This is a genomic window from Streptomyces sp. NPDC001822 (genome assembly GCF_042892135.1).
Taxonomy (GTDB): Bacteria; Actinomycetota; Actinomycetes; order Streptomycetales; family Streptomycetaceae; genus Streptomyces.
Window position 1 is genome coordinate 152,839 of the sequence record NZ_JBIATW010000001.1, and the last position, 21,609, is coordinate 174,447.

Sequence of the window (21,609 nt, forward strand, 5' to 3'; positions counted from 1 at the left end):
GCGATCGGAAGACGGGACGATGATCCGCCCAAAGGAATATGTGTCTACCATCTGACCCGCAATGGACACCATCACACTCTGGCAACTGGCCGCGCTCGCGGCGGCATCCACGCTCGTCGGCTTCTCCAAGACCTCCGTGAGCGGTGCCAACACGATCAGCCTCGCCGTCTTCGCCGCCGTACTCCCGGCACGCGGATCGACCGGCGTGCTGCTCCCGATCCTGATCGCGGGCGACATGCTCGCCGTGCTGGTCTACCGCCGCCACGCGCACTGGCCGACCCTGCTGCGGCTCTTCCCCGCCGTCGCCGTGGGCGTGCTTGCGGGCACCGTCTTCATGATGTGGGCCGACGACGCCGCCGTACGCACCTCGATCGGCGCGATCCTGCTCCTCATGGCCGGGGTCACCGTGTGGCGACGGCGGGCGCGCCCCGACGAGGCCACGGAGGAGGACACGTCCGGCCCCACGCGCGGAGGGCGCCTCAAAGCCCGCTCGTACGGAGTGCTCGGGGGGTTCACCACCATGGTCGCCAACGCGGGCGGCCCCGTGATGTCCCTCTATCTGCTGTCCGCCGGCTTCCGGAAGCTGGGCTTCCTCGGGACGTCGGCGTGGTTCTTCCTGATCGTCAACACGTCCAAGGTGCCCTTCAGCGTCGGACTCGGCCTCATCGACGCGCAGTCGCTCCTGCTCGACGCCGTCCTTGTGCTGTTCGTCCTCCCGGGCGCGTACCTGGGCCGCGCCTGCGTCGGCCGGATCAACCAGAAGCTGTTCGACCGGATCGTGATCGGGGCCACCGTCCTGGGCGGCCTTCAGCTGCTGCTCGTCTGAAGGCCGCCCAGGGGCGAGGTCAGACGATGCCCTCGGCGATCTCCGCCTGCTCACGGGCGTTCCCGTAGGCGACCGGCGTGCTGTACGTACGCCGCGCGACGAACCACCAGACCGTGGCCAGCACCAGGACGGCGACTAGGGCGATGGACGCGTAGTTCATCGAGTCGATGGTCACCGGCGAGGACTGCGGCAGCAGGAACAGCACGGTCACGACCGCCACCCACGCCACGGCGATCCAGCCGATCGGCTTCGACCAGCGGCCGAGATGCCAGGGACCGCGCTCGAATCGGTCCCCGGCGCGGAGCTTCAGATAGATCGGGATGGCGTACGCCGGAGTGATCCCGATGACGTTGATCGCCGTGACGGCCCCGTACGCCGTCGCGGAGTACAGCGACGGCACCGCGAGCAGCGCGGCGACGGCGACGGACAGCCACACGGCGGGGACCGGCGTCTGTGTCCGCGCGCTCACCCGGCGCCACAGTGCGGATCCCGGCAGCGCGTTGTCACGGCTGAAGGCGAAGACCATCCTGCTCGCCGCGGCGACCTCCGCGTTGCCGCAGAACAGCTGCGCCGCGATCACGATCAGCAGCATCGCGGTGGCGCCCGCCGTACCGAGGGCGTCGATCAGGATCTGGGCGGGCGGCACCCCCGTGGAGGTGTTCTGCGTGCCCGCGTAGTCCTGGATGGCGAAGGTCAGTCCGGCCAGCAGGACGAACCCGGCGACCCATGACACCCAGATGGCCCGGACGATCCCCTTCGCCGCGGTCACCGACGCGTTCGAGGTCTCCTCGGAGAGGTGGGCCGAGGCGTCGTAGCCGCAGAAGGTGTACTGGGCCAGGAGCAGGCCGATCGCCGCGACGTAGACCGGGTTCTCCCAGCCGGTACCGTTCACGAACTCGGTGAAGACGAACGAGGGGGACTGGTGGTGCGAGGGCACGACCGCCAGCACGCCCACGATCACGGCGACACCGCCCAGGTGCCACCACACGCTGATCGAGTTCAGCACGCTGACCAGGCGCACACCGAACAGGTTCAGCACGGCGTGCAGCAGCAGGATGCACAGGAAGATCACCATCGTCGACCCGGGGGTGGGGTCGAAACCCCACTGCAGGTTCAGCAGCGCACCCGTGAACAGGGCCGCCCCGTAGTCGATTCCGGCGATGGCTCCCAGCAGGCCCAGCAGATTGAGCCACCCGGTGTACCAGCCCCATTTGCGGCCGCCCAGCCGGTCGGCCATGTAGTACAGGGCGCCGGACGTCGGGTAGGCGCTGGTGACCTCGGCGAGAGCCATGCCCACGCACAGCACGAACAGACCGACCCCGGCCCAGCCCCAGAGCATCACGGACGGGCCGCCCGCCGACATGCCGAAGCCGTACAGAGTCATGCAGCCGGAAAGGATCGAGATGACCGAGAAGCTGATCGCGAAGTTCCCGAAGCCGCCCATGCGGCGCGCCAGCACCGGCTGGTAGCCGAGTTCGCGCAGCCGCGCCTCCTCGTCCTTCTGGGGCGCCGGGGCCGTGCTCGACGGTGTCGAGGCGGATATGGACATGGAGATGACCTCCGGTGGGGGACGGGTGTGTGGGGGGACTTGGGGGGAGGGCGCCGGCCGGTCAGCCGTGCGGGTCCCTCCCGGGTTCGTGCTCGGCGGCGAGACAGCGGCTCCGGGCCCGCAGGAACACGTCCTCGGCGCCCGCCGGGCCCTGCGGTGTGCGGGTGCGGTGGGCCCAGGGGGCGGACGTGTAGTACGGGCCCATGGCGTGGAAAACCGGTGCTGCGTCCGCGAAGCGGAGCGAGCCCCACAGCGCGTGGGCCAGATGGTTGAGGTCGAGGAGCGATCGGGCAGCCGGTTCGGCCCGCGCGAACCAGACGGCCAGCGCGCGCCGGGCGTCGCGTTCCCCGTCCTCGGTGACCCAGTGCAGGTCCAGCGCCTTCTCGTTGCCGTTCTCGCGCCGGTAGCGCTCCACCCGGACGTACAGCGGCAGCGCATGGAGCGGCGAGCCCTCAGGGGCCGAAGAGGACGCCCACTGCACGAAGTTGACGGCCTCCGACAGTGTGCCGCCCGACTGGCGGGCGTACACGAACTGCAGCATCCGGTGATAGGCCTCGCGGTTGAACGGATCGCGCTTGTCGGCCTCCGCCAGCAGTCCCCACGGCCCGGGGAACAGCATGGGACCCGGCGGAAGCATCCGGTGCTCCTCCAGGCGCTGCCCCTCGTCGAGCTGCGACAGCGCCAGCAGGCAGACCCAGGGCACGGGGTCCTCGGGCGAGGCCTGCGCGGCGGCCCGGCACCCCTCCCACGCCTCGTGCCACAACTGCTGGGCACCAGGGCGCCGCTCCCGGTGCGCCCGGACCGCCCGCTCCACAGTCACCCGGGCGTGCATCACCCGCGCCGCCGAGCTCCGTGGCTCCTCGGCCAGCCAGGCGTGCACCGTGTCCGAGCCCGCGGCCACGGCGGCCAGGACCTGGGTGCGCTGGGTCCACAGGGTCCAGTCCGGGGTGCTCTCCAGCAGGTCGCGCATGGAGAGCCACCGGCCCGTGCGCAGATCCTGGGACGCCACGCGTAACGCGTGATCGGGGCCGGCGGGATGGTATACGGGGCGGAATTCAGTGGATGCCATGTACGGGCCCCGCCCCTGGACGCGCGGTGGGGACGGGGCGGTGTGCCGGGCATGGCGGCACGGCGCCGGATCTGCTGGTCATGAATCCTCTAGGACGTGGGGGGTCGGGTCCTGTCGGTGGTCGACCGTGCTCGGTCATCGTCCGGTCGACCGCACGGCGGTGAGTTTAGAGCGCCGCGCGACCACCGGCGGAGGACTTTGCGGATCTTACTCAAGTACGGTCCGTGGACAGGACATTGAACTTCCGCGACGGTGCCGTGCGAGAGGTCCTCGCCCGGCTTGACGTCGACCCCGGTCTGCACGACTGTGGGCGGGGCACCGGATGATCACGATTCCGCCCGGGACGGGGCGGCCCGCACGGCTGGAGCGTCGATTGACCCGACCGGTACTCGCCATCGACCAGGGAACGTCCGGCACGAAGGCGCTGGTGATCTGCCCCGAGCGGGGCGTGATCGGTTCGGGTTCCGCGCCCGTACGCCCCCGCTACGGCGCATCGGGCCTGGTGGAGGCCGATCCCGCCCAGCTGCTCGGCTCGGTGCTGGACGCGGGACGGGAGGCGATGGCGCGGGCGGGCGAGCCGGTGGCGGCGGTCGGTCTCGCGAACCAGGGCGAGACCGTGCTGGCCTGGGACCCCGCGACGGGGCGCCCGCTCGCGCCCGCGGTCGTCTGGCAGGACCGGCGGTCCGCAGGGCTCTGCGCGGAACTCGCCTCGCATGCGGAGGAGTTGAAGCAGATCACCGGGCTGCCCCTCGACCCGTACTTCGCCGCGCCCAAGATGGCCTGGATACGCCGGGAGTGGACCCGGGAGGGAGTCGTGACCACCAGCGACTCCTGGCTCGTCCACGAGCTGACCGGTGCGTTCGTCACCGACGCCGCCACGGCCGGGCGCACCCAGCTCCTCGGCCTCCACGATGTCGCGTGGTCGCCCGCGGCCCTGGAGGTCTTCGGCCTGTCCGGCGAACGGCTGCCCGCCGTCGTGGACTGCGCCGGCCCGGTGGGCACCACCACCGCGTTCGGCGGCGAGATCCCCCTGACGGGCCTCCTGGTCGACCAGCAGGCAGCGCTGCTCGCGCAGAACGCCCTGGAGCCGGGAAACGCCAAATGCACCTACGGCACGGGGGCGTTCCTGCTCGCCCAGACCGGTGGGCGGCCGAGCGCCGGCTCCGCGGGGCTGGTCAGCTGCGTCGCGTGGCGGCTCGGCGGAAGGACGGACTACTGCCTCGACGGGCAGGTCTACACGGCCGCCTCCGCCGTGCGCTGGCTCACCGATCTCGGGGTGATCTCCGGGGCCGCCGACCTGGACCCCGTGGGCGCCTCCGTCCCGGGCACCGGGGGAGTCACCTTCGTGCCGGCGCTCGCCGGTCTCGCGGCTCCCTGGTGGCGCGGTGACGTGCGGGGCTCCGTGACGGGACTCGGCCTGGACACCACCGCGGGCCACCTCGTCCGCGCCCTGTGCGAGGGCATCGCCGCGCAGGTCGTCGCCCTGGCCGACGCCGTCGAGACCGACCTCGGCTCGCCACTGACGGCACTGCGCGTCGACGGCGGCCTGACCCGCTCCTCGCTGCTCATGCAGACCCAGGCCGACCTCCTCCAACGGCCCGTCGAGGTATCGGCGTTGCCGGACGCGACCGCACTCGGCGCGGGCGTCGTGGCCAGGCTCGGACTCGACCCGCGGCTCTCGCCGCGGCTGGCGACGCCCCGGTCGGAACCCTCGGCCGTGTACGAACCCGGGATCGGTCCCGACGAGGCCGCCGAGCGCCTCGCGCGCTTCCGGGCCGCGGTGGACTCCCTGCTGGAGCGCGCATGACGCACACCCTCACCACGGCAGGGCCGCTGCCCGCACAGGACGCGGACGGCGGCTACGACGTCACGGTCGTCGGCGCGGGCGTGGTCGGGGCTGCCATCGCCCGTGAACTGGCCCGGCATCCCCTGCGGACCGCTCTCGTCGACGCGGCCGACGACGTCGGCAGCGGCACGTCGAAGGCCAACACCGCGATCCTGCACACCGGTTTCGACGCCGTCCCGGGATCGCTCGAAGCGCGCCTCGTGCGCGAGGGGTACGACCTGCTAGCCGTCTACGCGGCACAGACCGGAATTCCGCTGGAGCGGGTCGGCGCCCTCCTCATTGCCTGGGACGAGGAGCAGCTCGCCGCGCTGCCCGGGCTGCTCGACAAGGCCGTGCGCAACGGATACCGCGCCGCCCGCCTGATCGGCGGCGACGAGCTGCGGGCCCGCGAACCCCTGCTGGGCCCCGGGGCGCTCGGCGCGCTCGACGTCCCGGACGAGAGCATCATCTGCCCCTGGAGCACGCCGCTCGCCTTCGCGACCCAGGCCGTCCGGGCGGGCGTCCACCTCCATCTGAACTGCCGGGTGAGAGCGGTGGCCCAGGGCACGGACGGCCACGTCCTCACCACCTCGCGCGGCCCCCTGCGCACCCGCTACGTGGTCAACGCGGCCGGGCTGTACGCCGACGAGATCGACCGGATGCTCGGCAACGACGTCTTCACCGTCACCCCGCGACGAGGGCAGCTCATCGTCTACGACAAGCTCGCCCGGGACCTCGTCGGCCACATCCTCCTGCCGGTCCCCGGGCCCGGCGGTAAGGGCGTCCTCGTCGCACCCACCGTGTTCGGCAACGTCCTCCTCGGCCCGACCGCCGAGGAACTGGACGACAGGACGGACACCGCGTCCACCGCCGAAGGCCTGCGCCTGCTGCGCGAGAAGGGGAGCCGCATCGTGCCCGGCCTCGTCGAGGAGGAGGTCACGGCCGTGTACGCCGGCCTGCGCGCCGCCACCGGCCAGGAGGACTACCGCATCCAGGAGTATCCCGCGCTGCGCTACGTCGCCGTGGGCGGAATCCGCTCCACTGGCCTCACCGCGTCCATGGCGATCGCCCGTCACGTCGTGGAACTGCTCGGGGCCACCGGGCTGGAACTCACCGGCCCCCACGACCTGCCGCCGCTGACGATGCCCGCCCTCGGCGAAGCCTCCCCGCGGCCCTACCGGAGCGCCGCCCTGATCGCCGAGGACCCGGCGTACGGCAGCCTCGTCTGCCACTGCGAACAGGTCACCCTCGGGGAGATCCGGGACGCACTCGTGTCGACGATCCCGCCGCGCTCCCTGGACGGCCTGCGGCGGCGCACCCGGGCCCGCGGCGGCCGGTGCCAGGGCTTCTACTGCGGCGCCGCCGTGCGGGCCCTGTTCGAGGAGGGCACAGCCGGGACCGGCGACGACGAGGAGGCGCGAGGGTGACCGGAAGCGAAGGGAACGGGCGGACCGCACGCGACGTCGACGTACTGATCGTCGGCGCCGGCCCCGCCGGTCTCGCGGCAGGCGCCGAACTCGCCGCGGCGGGGGTGGAGCGGGTGGAGATCCTGGAACGCGAGCAGCAGGCGGGGGGCATCCCCCGCCACTGCCACCACGGCGGATTCGGCGTACACACCGGCCTCCTCGCCCGCGCCAGGGCCCTGGCCGGCCGATCCGACGGCGGCGGTGGGGGAACGGACGGGCCCGCCTACGCACGGCAGTGCGTCATGGAGGCCGTGTCGGCGGGTGCCGCACTGCGCACAGGCGTCACCGTCACCGGGTGGGCCGGCTCCCGCACCGTCGAGACCACCGGACCCGCCGGCCTGGAGCGGATCACCGCACGGGCCGTCGTGCTCGCCACCGGCGCCCGCGAACGCCCGCGCAGCGCCCGGCTGATCCCCGGCACCCGGCCGGCCGGCGTCTACACCACCGGCGAACTCCAGCAGGCCGTCCACCTCCACGGGCAGCGCATCGGCAGCCGCGCCGTCGTCGTCGGCGACGAACCCGTCGCACACGCGGCGGCCGGCACGCTGCGTGCCGCCGGCGTCCAGGTCGTCGCCGTCGTCACCGGCCAGCGGGAGTCACGGCTCCGCCCCCGCGGGCGTGTCCCGCTGCTCACCGGCACGACCGTCACCGGTCTGCGGGGCAGGGCCCGGCTGTCCGGGGTGGAACTGCGCCACGAGGACGGCCGCACCACCACCCTGAGCTGCGACACCGTGGTCCTCACCGGCGACTTCGTCCCCGACCACGAACTGGCCCGGCGGGGCGGCCTGGCCCTGGACCCCGGCACTCGCGGGCCCGCGTACGACGCCGCGTTCCGCACCTCGCGGCCGGGTGTCTTCGCGGCCGGCAACCTGCTCCACGCCGTCGAGCGCGCCGGGTTCGCCGCCCGGGAGGGCCGGGCCGTCGCCGTGCCCGTGCTCCACTGCCTGCTCGGCACGGGGGAACCCGCCGGACGGGGGCCGTCGCTCGTCGTGGACGCACCGCTGCGGTGGATCGCGCCGAACACGGCAGGGCCGGGCGGGACACGCCCGCCGGAGGACCGGTTCCTGATCCGAGCCGCCCGACCGTTGGTCCGGCCCGTGCTCGTCGTGGCGCAGGACGGACACGAACTCCACCGGCAGCGGACGCTGTCGGTGACCGGGCCCGGCCGCTCCCTGCACCTGGCGGCGAGCTGGCTCGACCGGGTCGATCCGCACGGACCGGCGGTGCGGATCTCGGCGCGGTGAGGACGCGGGCGGTCCGGGAGGGGGACTCCGGCCGAAGGCAGCCCCGTGGGAGGGGGACTCCGAGCGGGGCCCCCGGCCGCCCGGCCGTCAGGGAATGAGCAGCCAGTCCGCGCCGACCGCCGCCACCAGGCCGATCGCGAGCAGCCAGCTGCCGAGGCGCGTCCGGCCGTTCCTGCTGAGCTCGATGACCACACCGCAGAGGATGAGGGCGAGGCCGTACACCCCGACGACCAGGACGGAGGAACGGCTGGCGATGCGCAGCGCCAAGACGACCGCCATCACCGCCATGCCCGCCGAGGAAAGGACGATCCGCAGCCGCCGTGCCTGACGCGGCGTGAGTCTGCGCTCCCGCTCGGCGGGCTCGGCTATCACCGCGGCCGTGGCGTCCGGGGCCTCGTCCTGCTCCGGGCCCTCGTCCTGTTCCGGGGCGGCCTGGTCCTGTTCCTGGTCAGAAGTGCTCATGAGGCCGGATCGTAATGGCTGCGCACGTGGATGTTCGCCGGACGGCCGGATCGCCGGGCGTGTTCAGGCGATCGACGCCGACACGATGGCGGACACCGCCAGGTTGCAGGCCGCGGTGACCCACACCGCCGGGTGCGGCTCCCGCTCCACCAGCGTGGCACCCAGTTTCCCGGGCGTCACGAGGTCCACGACGAGGAAGGCGACGGCCATCATGACCAGCCCGAGCAGCCCGAAGGCGGCGGTCGAGACGAGCCCCTTGCCGAAGTCCTCGTACGTCGTCCAGATCGACGTGAACACGATGCCGCCGATCCCCAGGAGCGCCGAGCTCAGGAGCACCGAGGCGTTGCGGTTGCGCTCCTCCCATATCTGGCGGCCGAGCCTGCCCGGGGTGAGGGCGTCGATCAGAAGGATTCCGAGAACGAGCAGTACGACGCCGAGGGCCCCGTATGCGGTGGCACGGCCGAGGCCGTTGATGATGTCGGTCATCGGGGCGTCCGTCTCCTGAGCGAGTGGTCGAGGAATGGAACTTGAGAGTGACAGGCGTGATCAACACGCCGTCAGGAAAGCCCAAAACCTATCGCACTCGGATGCTCACTTCCCGGGCCGGTCTCCCCGCAGCAGCCAAGGAGCTTCCGCGGCCGCGTCCACGACGGGCACGCCGCTGTTCTCCGGGACGCCCGAGCCGTCCGCCCCGGGGTCCACCCGGCCCGCCAGGTCCAGGGCCCAGCGGATCAGCCCGTCCACCCCGATCCCGTGCGGATCGACCCCCCGGAACGCCTCGACGGCTCCCGCCCCCCGCCTCAACAGCCGTGCCCCGCCGGCCGCGTTGCCCCGAGCGGAGTGCGTGAGACCCACCGCCATCTGGGCCAGGCCCCGCCACAGCTCGCGCTCCGCGTCGGGCCCCGACTTCCACGCGTCCTCGAAGACCTCGTGGGCATGGAAGGGCATCCCCGCGTCCAGCAGTCGCTGCGCCTCACGCACGGTCCCGCCGGGGGAGCGGAGCACACCCTCCGGCTGCCGCTCCACGCCCTCGGTGCCGTACGGGAGGGGGCGCCCCAGCCCGTCCCGGGGGCGCGCGTTGCGCGCCCGTCCTTCCTCGTCACGGTCCCTGCGCGATTCTTCCACCGTCCGATTGTGCCCCGTACCTGCGGAGAACCGGCTGAACCCTGTCCGTGGACACCCGCGCGCGACTAGGCTCGGAGGCCTCCGCAATCACCCTGGGAAGGGGAGGCATGAAGCCGTCCCGGCCGTTGTACGAGCGCGAACCGGAACTCGCCGCAGCCGCACAGGCGGTGGACGCCCTCTGCGGGGGTCAAGCGGCAGGCGGGCTACTGGTGTTCAGCGGTGAGGCCGGCATCGGCAAGACCGCGCTGCTCACCGAGATCCAGAGGATGGCCGCCGACCGCTGCACCATCTGGTCGGCGCGCGGCGGCGAGACGGTGACATCCGTGCCGTTCCACGTCGTACGCCAGCTCCTGCAGCCCGCCCTGGACCGGTTTCCCGCCGACGAGACCCGCGCCCTCTTCGGCGACTGGTTCGAGATCACCGCGCCGGCACTCGGCCTGGCCGAGCCGAGCGGCCCCCAGCCCGACCCGCAGGGCGTCAGGGACGGCCTCGACTTCGTGGTGTCCCGGCTCGCGTCGCGCCTCAGCCACCGGCCGCTGCTCCTCATAGTGGATGACGCGCACTGGGCGGACGGCGAATCCCTCGCCTGGCTGGCCGGCTTCACCGCCCGGCTCTCCGAACTGCCCGTGCTGGTCATCCAGGCCCACCGGCCCCAGGAACTCGAGGACCGCAACGCCGACTGGGCCATCGGCCGGACCCCGGAGAACGGGGGCACCCAGGGCCACCCCGCGCTGATCAGGGTCGCCCTGCGCGCCCTCACTCCCGACGCCACGGCCGAACTGGTGCGGGCCGGACTGGGCGACCACGCCGACGACCCCTTCTGCCGCGAGGTCTGGGCCGTCACCGGGGGCAACCCCTACGAGGCGGTCGAACTCGTCGCCAAGGCACAGGACACCGAGCTCCCGCCGGTCGAGGAGTCCGCCGGGATGCTGCGCGAACTCGGCGCGTCCGCACGCGGCAGCGGCCTCGTCGCCCGGCTCGAGCGTCTGGGCACCAACGCCAACCGCTTCGCCTGGGCGGCGGCCGTGCTCGGCACCGAGATCTCCCAGGAGCTCGCCGCCACCCTGGCGGGAATGAGCTCTGCGGAGGCCGCCGACTGCACGGCCCGGCTGCGCGACGCCCGTATCGTCAGCGGATTCGACCCGCTGGAATTCGTCCACCCGCTCATCGCCAGCGCCGTGTACCGCTCCATCCCGCCCGCGACGCGCACCGCCATGCACGGACGCGCCGCCTGGGCGATCACCCAGGCCGGACTCGGCGCCGCGGCGGCCTCCCGCCATCTGCTCGAAGTCCACCCGGACGACGACCAGGAACTCGTCGCCCAGCTCCGTGACGCGGCCCGCCAGCACCTCGCGGTGGGCGCCCCGGAAGCCGCCCGGCGCTGCCTCGAGCGCGCGCTGGAGGAACCCCCGCGCCCCCACGACCGGGCGGCGCTGCTCTACGAACTGGGCTGCGCCACACTGCTGTCCTCGCCCGCCACCACGGTCCAGTACCTGCGTGCCGCACTTGACACGCCGGGACTCGACGGGGCACTCCGGATCGACGCGACCTTCCGGCTGGCGTCGGCGCTCTCCCACAACAACCAGCTCAAGGAAGCGGCTCTCTCGCTGGCCGCCGAGGCCTCCCGCACCGCTCCCGGTCCCGGCTTGATGCGCCTGCAGGCCGCGCACTTCCTCTGGGAGGGCATGCAGGCCACCGAGGACGACGGCCCCGCCCGCTCGGCCCGGCTCGCCCGCAACGCCGACCACCTCAAGGGGCGCGACAACGCGGAACGGGCCCTGCTCACCCTGCGGGCCTTCGACGCCATGCTCCGCGGCGAGAACGCCCAGGTCGTCGTCGACTTCTGCGAACGCGCGCTGGTCGACGGCCGCCCCGCCCGCGGGCTCGGCTGGACCGACTCGGAATGGGGCTTCGAACTCCCCGCGATGGCCGGCATCACCTACGCCTTCACCGACCAGCTCGACCGGGCCGAGGAACTCTTCGGCGAGGCGGTGCGCGCCTTCGAGATCTCCGGCTGGAGCGGCGCCCATCTCGCCTTCGCCCACACCCTCCTCGGCCTCGTGCACCGCCGCCGCGGACGGCTCGCGGAGGCGGAGGGCTTCCTGCGCGAGGGGCTGCGGCTCGCCGACCGCGCGGGCAGCGGGCTGCCCGTCCACTGGGACGCGGCCTGCCTGCTCGTCGACACCCTGGTCGCCCGCGGCCGGACGGCGGAGGCGCGGCTGGTGGCGGACCGCTACGACTTCGGCCCGCCCTATCCCAGCGCCATGGTCCTGCCGGACGCCCCCTGCGTGCGGGGGCGCCTGCTGCTCGCCGAGGGCCGGACCAAGGAGGCCGTGGCCGAGCTGGAGGCGGCGGGAGCGGCACTGGAACCCCGGGGCCGGTACAACGGTGTCTGGGCGCCCTGGGCCGGTGACCTGGCCCGCGCGCTCGCCGACACCGACCCGGTCCGCGCGGCCCAGCTGGCGACCAGTGCCCGCGTGCACGCGGAGCGTTTCGGCACGGACACGGCGATGGGCGAGGCCCTGCGCTGCGTGGCCCTCTTCGCGCCACCGGAGGAGGCCACCGCGCTGCTGGCCGAGTCGGTGCGCCACCTCGAGGCGTCCTCCTCGGCGTACGAGCACGCCATGGCGCGTTTCGAGTACGGCGTCGCCATCCGCTCCCAGCGGGAGGTCGCCCGCGCCCAGAAGCTCGCGGTGGCCTGCGGCGCGGAGGGACTGGCGACCCGCGCCCAGCAGGTACGGACGTCGATGCGGTCCTCGGAGTGAGGTAGTGTTTCTCCTGCGCGGCCACCCGGGAAAAACGGGCGGAATCGCATCGGGACGTGGCGCAGCTTGGTAGCGCACTTGACTGGGGGTCAAGGGGTCGCAGGTTCAAATCCTGTCGTCCCGACTGGAGACAGTCGCAATTCAGAGGGGTCCTTCGGGGCCCCTCTTGATTGTTTTCGGAGGTGCCGTCTCACACATTCTCGCGAATGCTGTTGATCAAGGTCAGCCGAGCGGCTTGGCCGGCTTCTCCGAACCCGCCTTCAACGACGGCGGATCGGGGCGCACGCAGGTCTGCTTCGTAACCCGGGGTCCGAGAGACCGGCCCATGCGGAGACCGCCGGGTCCCTCCGGCTTTGCCCCGCTGGTGCCGTGGGGTGACCGGCTCGGTGGGCGCCGGCGCTGCGCCGGATCTATGCCCCGTCGGGGTCAGGTACCAGCTGCGCCATTACGGCGGTTGGCAGAGACGGGTTGGCGGCAGCGGCTTCCACCACTTGCCAGTCGTGGTCGGCAAGCAGTTCGGCGATGACCTCTGGCGGCAGGGCCGGATGCCCGGCGGCCATCCGCCGTGCCTGCCTGTCCGCCAAGCAGACGAGCAGCGCCGGGCCGGTCGCGTGGGGGTGCCGGGCGATCTCGCGCAGCGCCCTCTGAACAGGCGATATGTGTCTGGTCAGGTCCTCCAGCAGGGCTGGCGGGGTCTCGGGGTTGGCCGCTACCTTGGCGGCGACCCGGGCTCCGTGGCGTTCGACCATGGACCGCAGCTGAGTCTCCGAGAGGCCGGGGTGGCGCGCGATGGACTTGACCACCTTCGCGTCCGGGTCGTCGGCCAGCATGTCGCGGATCGTGGCCGGCAGATCGCGTCGTTCGGCCAGGAGCATGCGTACCACCGGATTCGATGACCTGGACAGTCTCTCGGTCTCGGACGGAGAAGCGGAGGCGATCCGCGGCAGCAGAGATGGGCGGATCTTGGTGGTGGCGGCCAAGTCGGACAGTACGTCGAGTGGCACGCGGGGGTTGTGGGCCAGTCCGCGCCGCACGTCGTCGCTGCGGTCGGCGGCCAGCAGGCGGATCAGGACGTCGTCGAGCGCAGCATTCTCCGCGAGTTCGGCCCGCACACCGGGATCGGGGTCACCGGTGAGTCGCGTCGCCGTCGACAGCGGCAGGTCGGGGCGGGCGGCGAGCTGACGGCGCAGCAGCGACGAAGGGTGGTCGGCGAACCCGAGGAGGACCTCGACCGGAGTGGCGGGGTTTCGCACTGCCTGCTCCGCCAACTCGTAGAGGGTGGACTCGTGCGCGCCGGAGCAGGAGGCACACGACGGCAGGTCACAGTCCAGTTGCGCGCCGTTGGGATCGTGCGTGCAGGGCACTTCCTTGCCGTCGCAGACCGAGCACCGCTCTGCCGGTGGCAGCCCCTCGCCGGTGATCAGCGCGGCCAGGACCTGCGGTGGCGTCGCCTCGTTGGCCGCCACCGTGCGGCGGACCCCCGCGTGCGGGTGGCGCGCCAGACGGGCCGCCAGGTCCGCCGTCGTCCACAACGCGAGTTCCGCGACGACCCGTACGTCCCTGTCGGCGGCGAGCGTCTCCCTCACATCGGCCGGAAGTCCGGGACAGGAGGCCAGCTTCTCCCGGCGCTCGGCGTCTGGGTCCTGGGCGAAGAGCCGCGCCCACTCCGGGTCGCCGGCACGCTCGTCGAGCAGGGCGAGCGCCGCCCGCGGCTGTGTGAGGGGGTTGATGTCGGCAGTGGTCAACCGGCCCTCGTACGCGAGTCGCACAGTGCATTCTTCGACTCGCGTGGCCAGGTCGACCGCTTGCTTGCGGCTGAGGTCCGCGCGGCCGGCGAGGCCGTCGGCTATGTCCGCGTCCGCGACGGCGATCAGACGCCCGACCAGTGTGAGCGGAAGGGCCTCGTTGGCCGCGAGGCCGGACAGTACGTGGTTCACAGGAAGACATCCTGCCCTGACCGCGGTCGAACGGCCGATGGATTCCGACGTCCAAGGGCCGCTGCCGGTGCACGACCACCTCCTGAGCGCTTCAGGGGGCCGAGCCGGTCACTATGCTCCACGTCATGATCAGTGATCTCGGATTCCTCTGCTCGTGCTGTGGGGCGCACCACCCTGAGCTGCCCATGAACTACACGGCCGAGGCCCCGGCCGTGTGGGATCCGGCCTTCGCCGACGCGGACGACTGCCTGCTTTCGTCCGACCAGTGTGTGATCCGGGCGCAGCACTACTTCGTCAAGGGGCTGATCGAGATACCCGTCATCGGCAGTGATGAGGTGTTTTCCTGGGCTGCCTGGGTCTCGCTGAGCCGCGAGAACTTCTCCCGCGCGGCGGACTTGTGGGACACCACCGGCCGAGAGGCGGAGGAGCCGTACTTCGGCTGGCTCACCACTGACCTTTCGGCCTACTCGCCCACGACTCTCAACCTGAAGACCCACGTCCACACCCGGCCGGTCGGCGAGCGCCCCTTCATCGAACTCGAACCCACCGACCACCCCCTCGCCATCGAACAGCGCAGGGGAATGACCCGGGACCGGGTACGAGAGATCGCCGCCGCGATGCTTCACCCCTCCCGCGACAAAAAGCAGCCATGAGGGCCGACACAGACGTGCCGCTGACCCCTCGGGCGCCAGAAGGCCTGAGCCGCCGGGCCCGGTACTTCGTCGAAGCGCACGGGCTGCGTGTTCCCCGCCGAGACATCAGGCCGTATCGGGACGTATGGCTCGAGCACGGGATACCCGCCGTGGAGATCGACCGCGCCATGGCCTTCCAGGAGACCTGGGGCGGCATTGCCCTGCCCCCGGCCCCCGCGTACGAGGGCGGCCCGCGCGTTCTCGAAGCCGACGTCCCCGAGGGCCCGGCCGCGGACGGATGGCGCTTCCCGGTCGGCGACTGCCGCGTGTCCATGGCCCACGGATTCATGATCGGGCCCGAAGGCGAGTTCGGGATCGACGCCGACCGTTGGACGCCTCTGCACGCCGGCGTGGAGGGATGGGTGGAAGCCCTGGCACTGGCCCACCACGCGGGCTACTGGGCCAGGACCGTCACGAAGATCAAGGGCGGCGCCGTCGAACAGGTGGACCTCGACGGATTCGAGCCGGTGCCCGAAGTCCAGGGACTCGCCGACACCTGGTGGCGGGGCAAGGACTCGCTCATCGCCATCTACCGCGGCGAAGCCGTCGGCTTCGCCGCCCCCCAGTGCCTGCAGGCCCATATCTACGGCGGACTCGACGCGTGGGGCCTCGGCGGCCACTGACTCCCGGAGACCACGCCTTCGGGCTCGGCCACCCGCTGAGCGTTGACCTGGTGCGGTGCTGATGCCCCAGGCGCTGGTACGCGTCGGTCTCCTGCGAGCATGTCGGCTGTACGGACGGCTCACCCGGGGCTGTGGTCGCTCGGTGTTTCGGACACGCGCCCCCCTCGGCCCGGTGGGCTGACGAGGGAGACGCGTGTCCGGAGCGGGCCGTGGCCGACTTCTACGAGTTGAACGCCTCCGCCTTCAGGAGCGGCTTGTCCGAAGTGAGGGCCTCGGCGGGCCAGGACACGGTCAGCGTCCGGGACTCGCCGGGAAGCAGCCACAGGTAGTTGTCGCCGTACAGGGCCGGCAGCACCCGCCGGCCGGTCCTGCCGTCGAGCAGCGACAGCCGCACCATGGCGGCGACGGTCGATCCCGGGTTGCGTACGGTGGCGGTCAGCTCGTGCCGGGAACCGGACCGGGAGGCGCGCCCGGCCTTGACGGACACCTTCGTCCGCGGCATCCGGGTCAGCGCCCGCATGGCCGCCGCGGTGCGGTAGCGCCAGTAGGTGTTGCGTGACAGCACCCGGCCGTCGCCGTCCTCCAGGGTGAGGCGAAAGAGGTGCAGGTCGGGCAGATCGTCGGTCCAGCCGAGCGTGAACGCCTCTGCCGTGGCGGCGGGCGCCACATCCAGCCGGGTGGTCCTGGTCCTGCCCACCTGGCGGCCCGACAGGTCGAGGAGGCGTGCGGTCACGACAGCGCCCTTCAGATGCTTGCGCGTGTGGTTGACCGCGATGACCTGCCCCTCGGGGTCGGCCTGGACGTGCAGCGGTTCACAGGCGGAGCGGACGCCGTAGTACATGCCGTTGACGTCGAAGTCGTAGTCGTAGGTCTGCCACACGGTGCTGTGCCAGGCAGGGTGCGACATCCACAGCATGAGACCGCTGGCGTTGTCCCACAGGTTCGCGTTCCACGCCTCGAACATGGCGCGGCCGTTCTCGTAGTTGACGAACTGGGCCTTGCGGGCGAAGTCGTCCAGGTCCTCGGCCGTCCCGAGCCGGGACTCGATGGCGGCCTTGTAGTTCTGCGGCGCCTGGTTCCCGCGCTCGCTCCAGTCGTGGTAGTACCACGCACCGCCGATCGGCCACTCCGGTTCGTCACCCGTCATGTTCCGCATGCTGGCGGCGGTGGAGACCACCGGCATACCGATCTCGGTGTGGAAGCCGAAGTCCTTGCTGCCGTAGGTCGACGGGTCGAAGTAGCGGTCCGGCTCGACCCAACCGTAGGGGCCGCCGCCGGTGGCGATCCCACCCGCCGAGTTGTTCTGGTAGAGGATTCCGGGCGCCTGCTCCTCGACGGCCGCGCGCATGCCCCGGTCGATGGCGGCCGGCGGATTGCCCTCGTTGGCCCCGCACCAGATGACCACGCTCGGGTGGATCCGGTAGCGCAGCACGGTGTCCCGGGCGATCGAGTTGAAGGCGCCGTGGTCCGGCGGGTCCATGGCCCAGGCGTTGGGGAAGTCGTTCCACACCAGGATGCCGTGCGCGTCGCAGGCCGCGAAGAACTCCTCCCGGTCGCTGGTGCCGACCCAGTTGCGGATCATCGTGAAGTTCATGTCGCGGTGCATCCGCACCGCCGCGTCCATCCGCTCCGGCGGCATCCGGCGCAACAGCTCGTCCCAGCCCCAGTTGCCGCCGCGGGCCATCACCCGTACGCCGTTCACGCTGATTTTCAGCGGGTCGGGGGTGTTGGACACGGTCTTCACGTCGGTCCAGGCGTCCCCGTCGTCGGACACCTGGACGACATAGGTCTTCGGATAGGCGGGCTCCCACACGATCGCCACCCTGTCGAACCTCCGAGCGGAGCCCAGGTCGACCTGGATCCACTGGTGGTCCTCGTACGCCGACGACCAGCGGGTGCCGGGTTTCCCGTCCGTGGCGTTCCCGGCGGGGTGGTCGGACTCCGCGGTGGAGGCGCTGGCGTCCCGCCCGAGCGCCAGATCGGTGCCCGGCTCGGCGCTGTCGATGACACCGAGGGACCACAGGGAGTTGCCCCAGCTGGTGTTGCGCACCCCGCAGGCGATCCGTACGTACCGGGCGGTGCGCGCGGCGAAGTCCTCCACCTGCAGACTTGCGTTTCCGTTGCTGAAGGGCAGCGGGACCGCGCCGTTGTCCACCGACGCGACATCGGTCCAGGTGGCGTCGTCGGAGGAGACCTGCACGACGAACGTCTTGGCGTATGCCTGCTCCCAGACCAGGTCGATCCGGTCGAAGGTCTGCTGTGAGCCCAGGTCGATCCGGATCCACTGGTCGTCCTCGTACGACGACGACCAACGGGTGCCCGGGTCGCCGTCGGTCGCGTTGGCCGGGCCGCGCCCGTCGCCGTCCTGGCTCGAAGCCCCGGCCGGTGCGTGCAGGGCGAGGTCGGCCGTCGGCCGGTCGCTGTCGAAGACGGACAGGGTCCACAGCGAGCTGCCCCAGTCGGTGGCCCTGGTCAGGCACTTGACACGTACGTAGCGCGCCTCACGGCGGCCGAAGGTGACGGACTGGGTGCAGGAGTCGCCGGTGGCGGAGAACGGCAGCGGGATCTCGTACTCGTAGTCGAACCGGCGGATACCGAACCGGGTGGTGCGGCGGTCACTCTCGGTGCCGCCGACCGACGCGACGAGGGTCAGATCATGCAGGGCCGGCTCGCCGAGCCCGTTGGGCCACCACAGCTTCGGGTCGCGCACCCGCAGCCGGCCGTAGGCGTCGGGGGTGAAGACGACATCGGTGCTCCCGCCCGCGGGCACGGTGACGGTCTTCGCGACGTGTATGCCGTCGAAGGACGCCGAGACTGTCGTCCGGTGGGCACTGGTGTCCGCGTTGCGGACCGGGACGACGACGGTCAGCTCGGCCACCGACACATCCGGCAGCTCGGGCAGGACGGTGTCGACCCGGGGATCGCCGATCACGACGTGGCCGGTGGATCTCAGCCGGACGTGGTTCCAGATGCCGGCCGCCCGGTCGCGCACCGCCGGCATCCAGTCCCAGCCCGATGCGGCGAGATAGGTCGGGGAGTTCAGGTTCATCTGCTGGGCACCCGCGTCCACCCAGGCCTCACCCGCGGGTCCCTTGTCACCGGGACTGCCGGGCACCGGCATGGGCGCGATCTTCACCGCGAGGGAGTTGGCGGCGCGTGTGGTGAGCAGCGCCGTCACATCGTGCGCCGAGCGGGCGAAGGGGAAGGTCAGGTCGCCCACGCGCCGGCCGTTCAGCCAGATGTCGGCCGTGTGGTTGATGCCGTCGAACTCCAGCCAGATCCGGCGGCCGGCCCCGGTGGGCAGACCCCGTGGCACCTCGAAGTCCCGCTTGTACCACCACGAGTGGCGGGACAGGGCCTCGGGGATCTGGAGGTTGTTGAGTCCGGCCACCGGGTCGGGCAGCTTGTCCTGGTCGACGAGGGAGCCCAGAACCGTGCCGGGCACGGTGGCCGGCAGCCAGCCGCTGGTGTCCACGCCGGACCCCGACAGCTTCGCGCCGTCCGCGCCCGCCCAGTCGTCGAGGGTGAGCCGCCAGCCGGACTCCAGCGGTACGGTGCCGTCGTCGGCCACCAGCAGTTCGGGGGCGGGACCCGGGTGGGTGCCCCAGTCGGTCCAGCCGGTGGCGGCCGGGCGGCTCCCCTCGGTGGTGCCGTACACCTCGAAGCCGTTCAGGCCCAGGGGGTGGGAGCCGGAACGCTTGCGCGAGGTCATACGCACCCAGCGGGCGCGGACGGGGCGAGCGAGTTCGATGTCCACCACACCACCGGTGCCGGCCGTAGTGCGGTGCACGCTCGTCCAGGACGTGCGGTCGGTCGACGTCTCGACCACGAAGTCGACCGCGTAGCTCGACTGGATCTCCTGGCCCGTGGTGCCGCCGGCCGGATTGCCCGTGGTCGGAGGCGTGAACACCGGGTCGCTCGCGTCGCCTTCGAAGGTCAGCCGTATCGACGTGACCTCGCACGCGGCCTGCAGATCGATCGAGATCCACTGCGGGTCGCCCGCGCCCGCGCGCCACCCGCTGCCCCGGACGCCCTGCGCGGTGAGCCGGTCGGTGACGAAGGAGCCCGGGGTGGGCGCGTAGGCCGTGGAGGAGACGGTGACGGGACGGTGTACGGCGAGTTCACGGGGCGCGGAGGCGCTCCGCGAACTCGTGACCGCCGCGGCGGCGGTCGTCGCGGGCGCCAGCGCGCCGAGACCGAAGCCGGCCAGCAGGGTGGAACCCGTCGTGACGACGGATCGCCGCGACACGCGGCGCGGCGAACTCGACAGATCTGTCATGAGAGTGAGTGCTCCTCAGGAAACAGCGGCGCGGCCGGACCCGACGTGATGCGCGGGAGGCGATGACAACGTTGCCAAAGGCTCGGACGTCGGAAGATTCTTGTCAACCCTGTCGACGGGACCGATCCGGTGCTCACGCGGCACTCCGTCGCCGGGGCACGTCGCACGCCCACTCCGGCGCACCGGGTGACGATGATCACAGCCCCTGACTCTTCGCCCGTCAGCTGCCGTTCGCCACCGGCCGCTGGCCGTCCGTCGCCGATCGTCGAGTGCCCCTGGCCCGCCGCCGACCGGATCGAACCCCTCCCCGGCTCTGGCCGGGCGCCCCGGGCATCCGAGGGAAGCCGCGGCGGACGCCGGTGCGCCGCGTCCCGGGCGTGCCCCCCCCGGAACGGTCGGGAGAAGTGGCTGCTGTGGTCTAGTCCAAGCCCCTCCCGTCCCCGTATCCTCATGCGTGTCGGCGGCACACCATCCCCCCACCCCGGTTGCGTGCCGACGCGGGCGAGCGATGCCCACTCAGCTCTGTCCCCAGCAGCCGGGTGACCTCCCCCCACTCACCGCCTCCAGGAGGCCATGGTGAAAGTACGCACCAGAATCACGGCGCTCATCGGAACCGCCTGTTTCCTCGCATCCCTGAGTCTCGCGACGGCGTCCGCCGGCACGGAGCCGCCGCCGGCCGTCGTCCTCACCGAAGTGGCCCGGGCGCAGACGCCGTCCGCCGGCGCCGCCGGACCCGGCGACACGGTCTGGATCGCCGAACGCGCCGGAACCGTCCGGGTTCTGGACGGCCAAGGTCTGGGCGAACCGGTCCTCGACATCACCGACGAGACCACCACCGACGGTGAACGCGGGCTGCTGGGCATCGCGTTCGACCCCGCGTTCGCGCACTTCTACATCTCGTTCACGGACCTCGAAGGCACCAGCACCGTGGACGAGTTCGGCGTGCGCGACGGTGCGATCCTGCCGGACACCCGGCGCACCGTGCTCACCCAGACCCAGCCGTACTCGAACCACAACGGCGGCGACATCAAGTTCGGGCCCGACGGATACCTCTACATCGCGTTCGGCGACGGCGGGTCGGGCGGCGACCCGCACGGCAACGGTCAGAACCTCGACACGCTCCTCGGCAAGCTGCTGCGCATCGACCCGGGCGGCGCCGAGCCGTACGCCGTCCCCGCGGACAACCCGTTCGTGGACGACCCGGCGGCGAGGGACGAGATCTGGGCGTACGGGCTCCGCAACCCGTGGCGGTTCTCGTTCGACGCCGGCACCGGCGACCTGCTGATCGGCGACGTGGGCCAGAGCGACTGGGAGGAGATCGACTGGGCTGCCGCGTCCGGCAAGGGCGGTGAGAACTACGGCTGGTCCTCCATGGAGGGCACCCATCCCTTCCGGGGCGGCACCGAGCCGGCGAACCACGTGCCGCCGGTCCACGAGTACGACCGCACCGGCCTCGGCTGCTCGGTCACCGGCGGCTTCGTCTACCGGGGCGCGGCCATCGAGGACCTCGTCGGGCAGTACGTGTTCAGCGACTACTGCGACGGCACGATCCGCACCCTGCGGATCGAGGACGGCGAAGTGACCGCCGAGGGGGACCTCGGCGTCCAGGGCGGCGAGGTCATCTCCTTCGTGGAGGGCGGCGACGGCGAGCTGTACGTCCTCGCCATCGGCGGCAGCGTCTCGCGCATCGACCCCGCGTGAGCCGATGACGCCCTGAGCCGTACGCGCGCCACGATGCCCCCGCTCC

15 protein-coding genes and 1 tRNA gene are annotated in these 21,609 nt (G+C 72.0%); 9 read left to right on the plus strand and 7 right to left on the minus strand.

Annotated features, from left to right (window positions below):
* Positions 1-61: 61 nt before the first annotated feature.
* Positions 62-826 (plus strand): sulfite exporter TauE/SafE family protein, encoded by a 765-nt coding sequence (locus ACFYY2_RS00745; RefSeq protein WP_388735189.1) that lies wholly within the window; start codon positions 62-64, stop codon positions 824-826.
* Between the two features lie 19 nt (positions 827-845).
* On the opposite strand, the gene ACFYY2_RS00750 is transcribed toward ACFYY2_RS00745, so the two are convergent.
* Positions 846-2,375 (minus strand): amino acid permease, encoded by a 1,530-nt coding sequence (locus ACFYY2_RS00750; protein ID WP_388735191.1) that lies wholly within the window; start codon positions 2,373-2,375, stop codon positions 846-848.
* 61 nt (positions 2,376-2,436) lie between these two features.
* The gene (locus tag ACFYY2_RS00755) at positions 2,437-3,444 is read right to left on the minus strand and encodes a hypothetical protein (RefSeq protein ID WP_388735192.1); all 1,008 of its coding nucleotides are present in this window, start codon (positions 3,442-3,444) and stop codon (positions 2,437-2,439) included.
* 373 nt (positions 3,445-3,817) lie between these two features.
* On the opposite strand from ACFYY2_RS00755, the gene ACFYY2_RS00760 reads away from it, so the two are divergent.
* Genes ACFYY2_RS00760 through ACFYY2_RS00770 form a run of 3 tightly spaced genes read left to right on the plus strand, consistent with a single transcriptional unit; the run spans position 3,818 to position 7,979 of the window.
* Positions 3,818-5,251, plus strand: a complete 1,434-nt coding sequence (locus ACFYY2_RS00760) for an FGGY family carbohydrate kinase (RefSeq protein ID WP_388735194.1) — start codon at positions 3,818-3,820, stop codon at positions 5,249-5,251.
* Positions 5,248-6,696 carry an FAD-dependent oxidoreductase gene (locus ACFYY2_RS00765; RefSeq protein WP_388735196.1) on the plus strand — a complete coding sequence of 483 codons (1,449 nt, stop codon included), beginning with the start codon at positions 5,248-5,250 and terminating at the stop codon, positions 6,694-6,696. The genes ACFYY2_RS00760 and ACFYY2_RS00765 overlap by 4 nt, the downstream gene beginning before the upstream one ends.
* On the plus strand, positions 6,693-7,979 hold the full coding sequence (locus ACFYY2_RS00770) for an FAD-dependent oxidoreductase (RefSeq protein ID WP_388735198.1): 1,287 nt from the start codon (positions 6,693-6,695) through the stop codon (positions 7,977-7,979). The genes ACFYY2_RS00765 and ACFYY2_RS00770 overlap by 4 nt, the downstream gene beginning before the upstream one ends.
* Positions 7,980-8,066: 87 nt before the next feature.
* Here ACFYY2_RS00770 and ACFYY2_RS00775 read toward each other — a convergent pair whose 3' ends face one another.
* The 3 genes from ACFYY2_RS00775 to ACFYY2_RS00785 form a co-directional block, all read right to left on the minus strand.
* The gene (locus tag ACFYY2_RS00775; RefSeq protein ID WP_388735200.1) at positions 8,067-8,441 is read right to left on the minus strand and encodes a hypothetical protein; all 375 of its coding nucleotides are present in this window, start codon (positions 8,439-8,441) and stop codon (positions 8,067-8,069) included.
* A gap of 63 nt (positions 8,442-8,504) precedes the next feature.
* Positions 8,505-8,927: a DUF350 domain-containing protein gene (locus tag ACFYY2_RS00780; protein WP_388735202.1), complete on the minus strand. Its 423-nt coding sequence runs from the start codon at positions 8,925-8,927 to the stop codon at positions 8,505-8,507.
* A gap of 105 nt (positions 8,928-9,032) precedes the next feature.
* Complete coding sequence (locus tag ACFYY2_RS00785) at positions 9,033-9,566, minus strand: DUF309 domain-containing protein (protein WP_388735204.1); 534 nt, start codon at positions 9,564-9,566, stop codon at positions 9,033-9,035.
* Positions 9,567-9,673: 107 nt separating this feature from the next.
* Between ACFYY2_RS00785 and ACFYY2_RS00790 the strand changes: the two genes are divergently transcribed.
* Both ACFYY2_RS00790 and ACFYY2_RS00795 read left to right on the plus strand, forming a co-directional pair.
* The gene (locus tag ACFYY2_RS00790; protein ID WP_388735206.1) at positions 9,674-12,331 is read left to right on the plus strand and encodes an ATP-binding protein; all 2,658 of its coding nucleotides are present in this window, start codon (positions 9,674-9,676) and stop codon (positions 12,329-12,331) included.
* 50 nt (positions 12,332-12,381) lie between these two features.
* Positions 12,382-12,455 (plus strand) — tRNA-Pro (locus ACFYY2_RS00795).
* A gap of 286 nt (positions 12,456-12,741) precedes the next feature.
* Here ACFYY2_RS00795 and ACFYY2_RS00800 read toward each other — a convergent pair.
* Positions 12,742-14,268 carry a hypothetical protein gene (locus ACFYY2_RS00800; RefSeq protein ID WP_388735208.1) on the minus strand — a complete coding sequence of 509 codons (1,527 nt, stop codon included), beginning with the start codon at positions 14,266-14,268 and terminating at the stop codon, positions 12,742-12,744.
* Between the two features lie 185 nt (positions 14,269-14,453).
* Here ACFYY2_RS00800 and ACFYY2_RS00805 point away from each other — a divergent pair, with 185 nt between their 5' ends.
* Together ACFYY2_RS00805 and ACFYY2_RS00810 are read left to right on the plus strand one after the other, a co-directional pair.
* A complete protein-coding gene (locus ACFYY2_RS00805; RefSeq protein WP_388736754.1) occupies positions 14,454-14,921 on the plus strand; it encodes a DUF2199 domain-containing protein in 468 nt (155 codons plus the stop codon).
* Positions 14,918-15,583, plus strand: a complete 666-nt coding sequence (locus ACFYY2_RS00810; protein ID WP_388735210.1) for a hypothetical protein — start codon at positions 14,918-14,920, stop codon at positions 15,581-15,583. The genes ACFYY2_RS00805 and ACFYY2_RS00810 overlap by 4 nt, the downstream gene beginning before the upstream one ends.
* A 220-nt stretch (positions 15,584-15,803) precedes the next feature.
* On the opposite strand, the gene ACFYY2_RS00815 is transcribed toward ACFYY2_RS00810, so the two are convergent.
* Positions 15,804-19,862: a discoidin domain-containing protein gene (locus ACFYY2_RS00815; protein ID WP_388735212.1), complete on the minus strand. Its 4,059-nt coding sequence runs from the start codon at positions 19,860-19,862 to the stop codon at positions 15,804-15,806.
* Positions 19,863-20,438: 576 nt separating this feature from the next.
* Between ACFYY2_RS00815 and ACFYY2_RS00820 the strand changes: the two genes are divergently transcribed.
* A complete protein-coding gene (locus ACFYY2_RS00820) occupies positions 20,439-21,563 on the plus strand; it encodes a PQQ-dependent sugar dehydrogenase (protein WP_388736757.1) in 1,125 nt (374 codons plus the stop codon).
* Positions 21,564-21,609: the final 46 nt, after the last annotated feature.

Coding starts and splice junctions, on each gene's coding strand:
- ACFYY2_RS00775 (WP_388735200.1), bottom strand. CDS start 8,441: ATGAGCACTTCTGACCAGGAACAGGACCAGGCCGCCCCGGAACAGGAC.
- ACFYY2_RS00780 (WP_388735202.1), bottom strand. CDS start 8,927: ATGACCGACATCATCAACGGCCTCGGCCGTGCCACCGCATACGGGGCC.
- ACFYY2_RS00815 (WP_388735212.1), bottom strand. CDS start 19,862: ATGACAGATCTGTCGAGTTCGCCGCGCCGCGTGTCGCGGCGATCCGTC.
- ACFYY2_RS00755 (WP_388735192.1), bottom strand. CDS start 3,444: ATGGCATCCACTGAATTCCGCCCCGTATACCATCCCGCCGGCCCCGAT.
- ACFYY2_RS00810 (WP_388735210.1), top strand. CDS start 14,918: ATGAGGGCCGACACAGACGTGCCGCTGACCCCTCGGGCGCCAGAAGGC.
- ACFYY2_RS00765 (WP_388735196.1), top strand. CDS start 5,248: ATGACGCACACCCTCACCACGGCAGGGCCGCTGCCCGCACAGGACGCG.
- ACFYY2_RS00750 (WP_388735191.1), bottom strand. CDS start 2,375: ATGTCCATATCCGCCTCGACACCGTCGAGCACGGCCCCGGCGCCCCAG.
- ACFYY2_RS00805 (WP_388736754.1), top strand. CDS start 14,454: ATGAACTACACGGCCGAGGCCCCGGCCGTGTGGGATCCGGCCTTCGCC.
- ACFYY2_RS00745 (WP_388735189.1), top strand. CDS start 62: ATGGACACCATCACACTCTGGCAACTGGCCGCGCTCGCGGCGGCATCC.
- ACFYY2_RS00790 (WP_388735206.1), top strand. CDS start 9,674: ATGAAGCCGTCCCGGCCGTTGTACGAGCGCGAACCGGAACTCGCCGCA.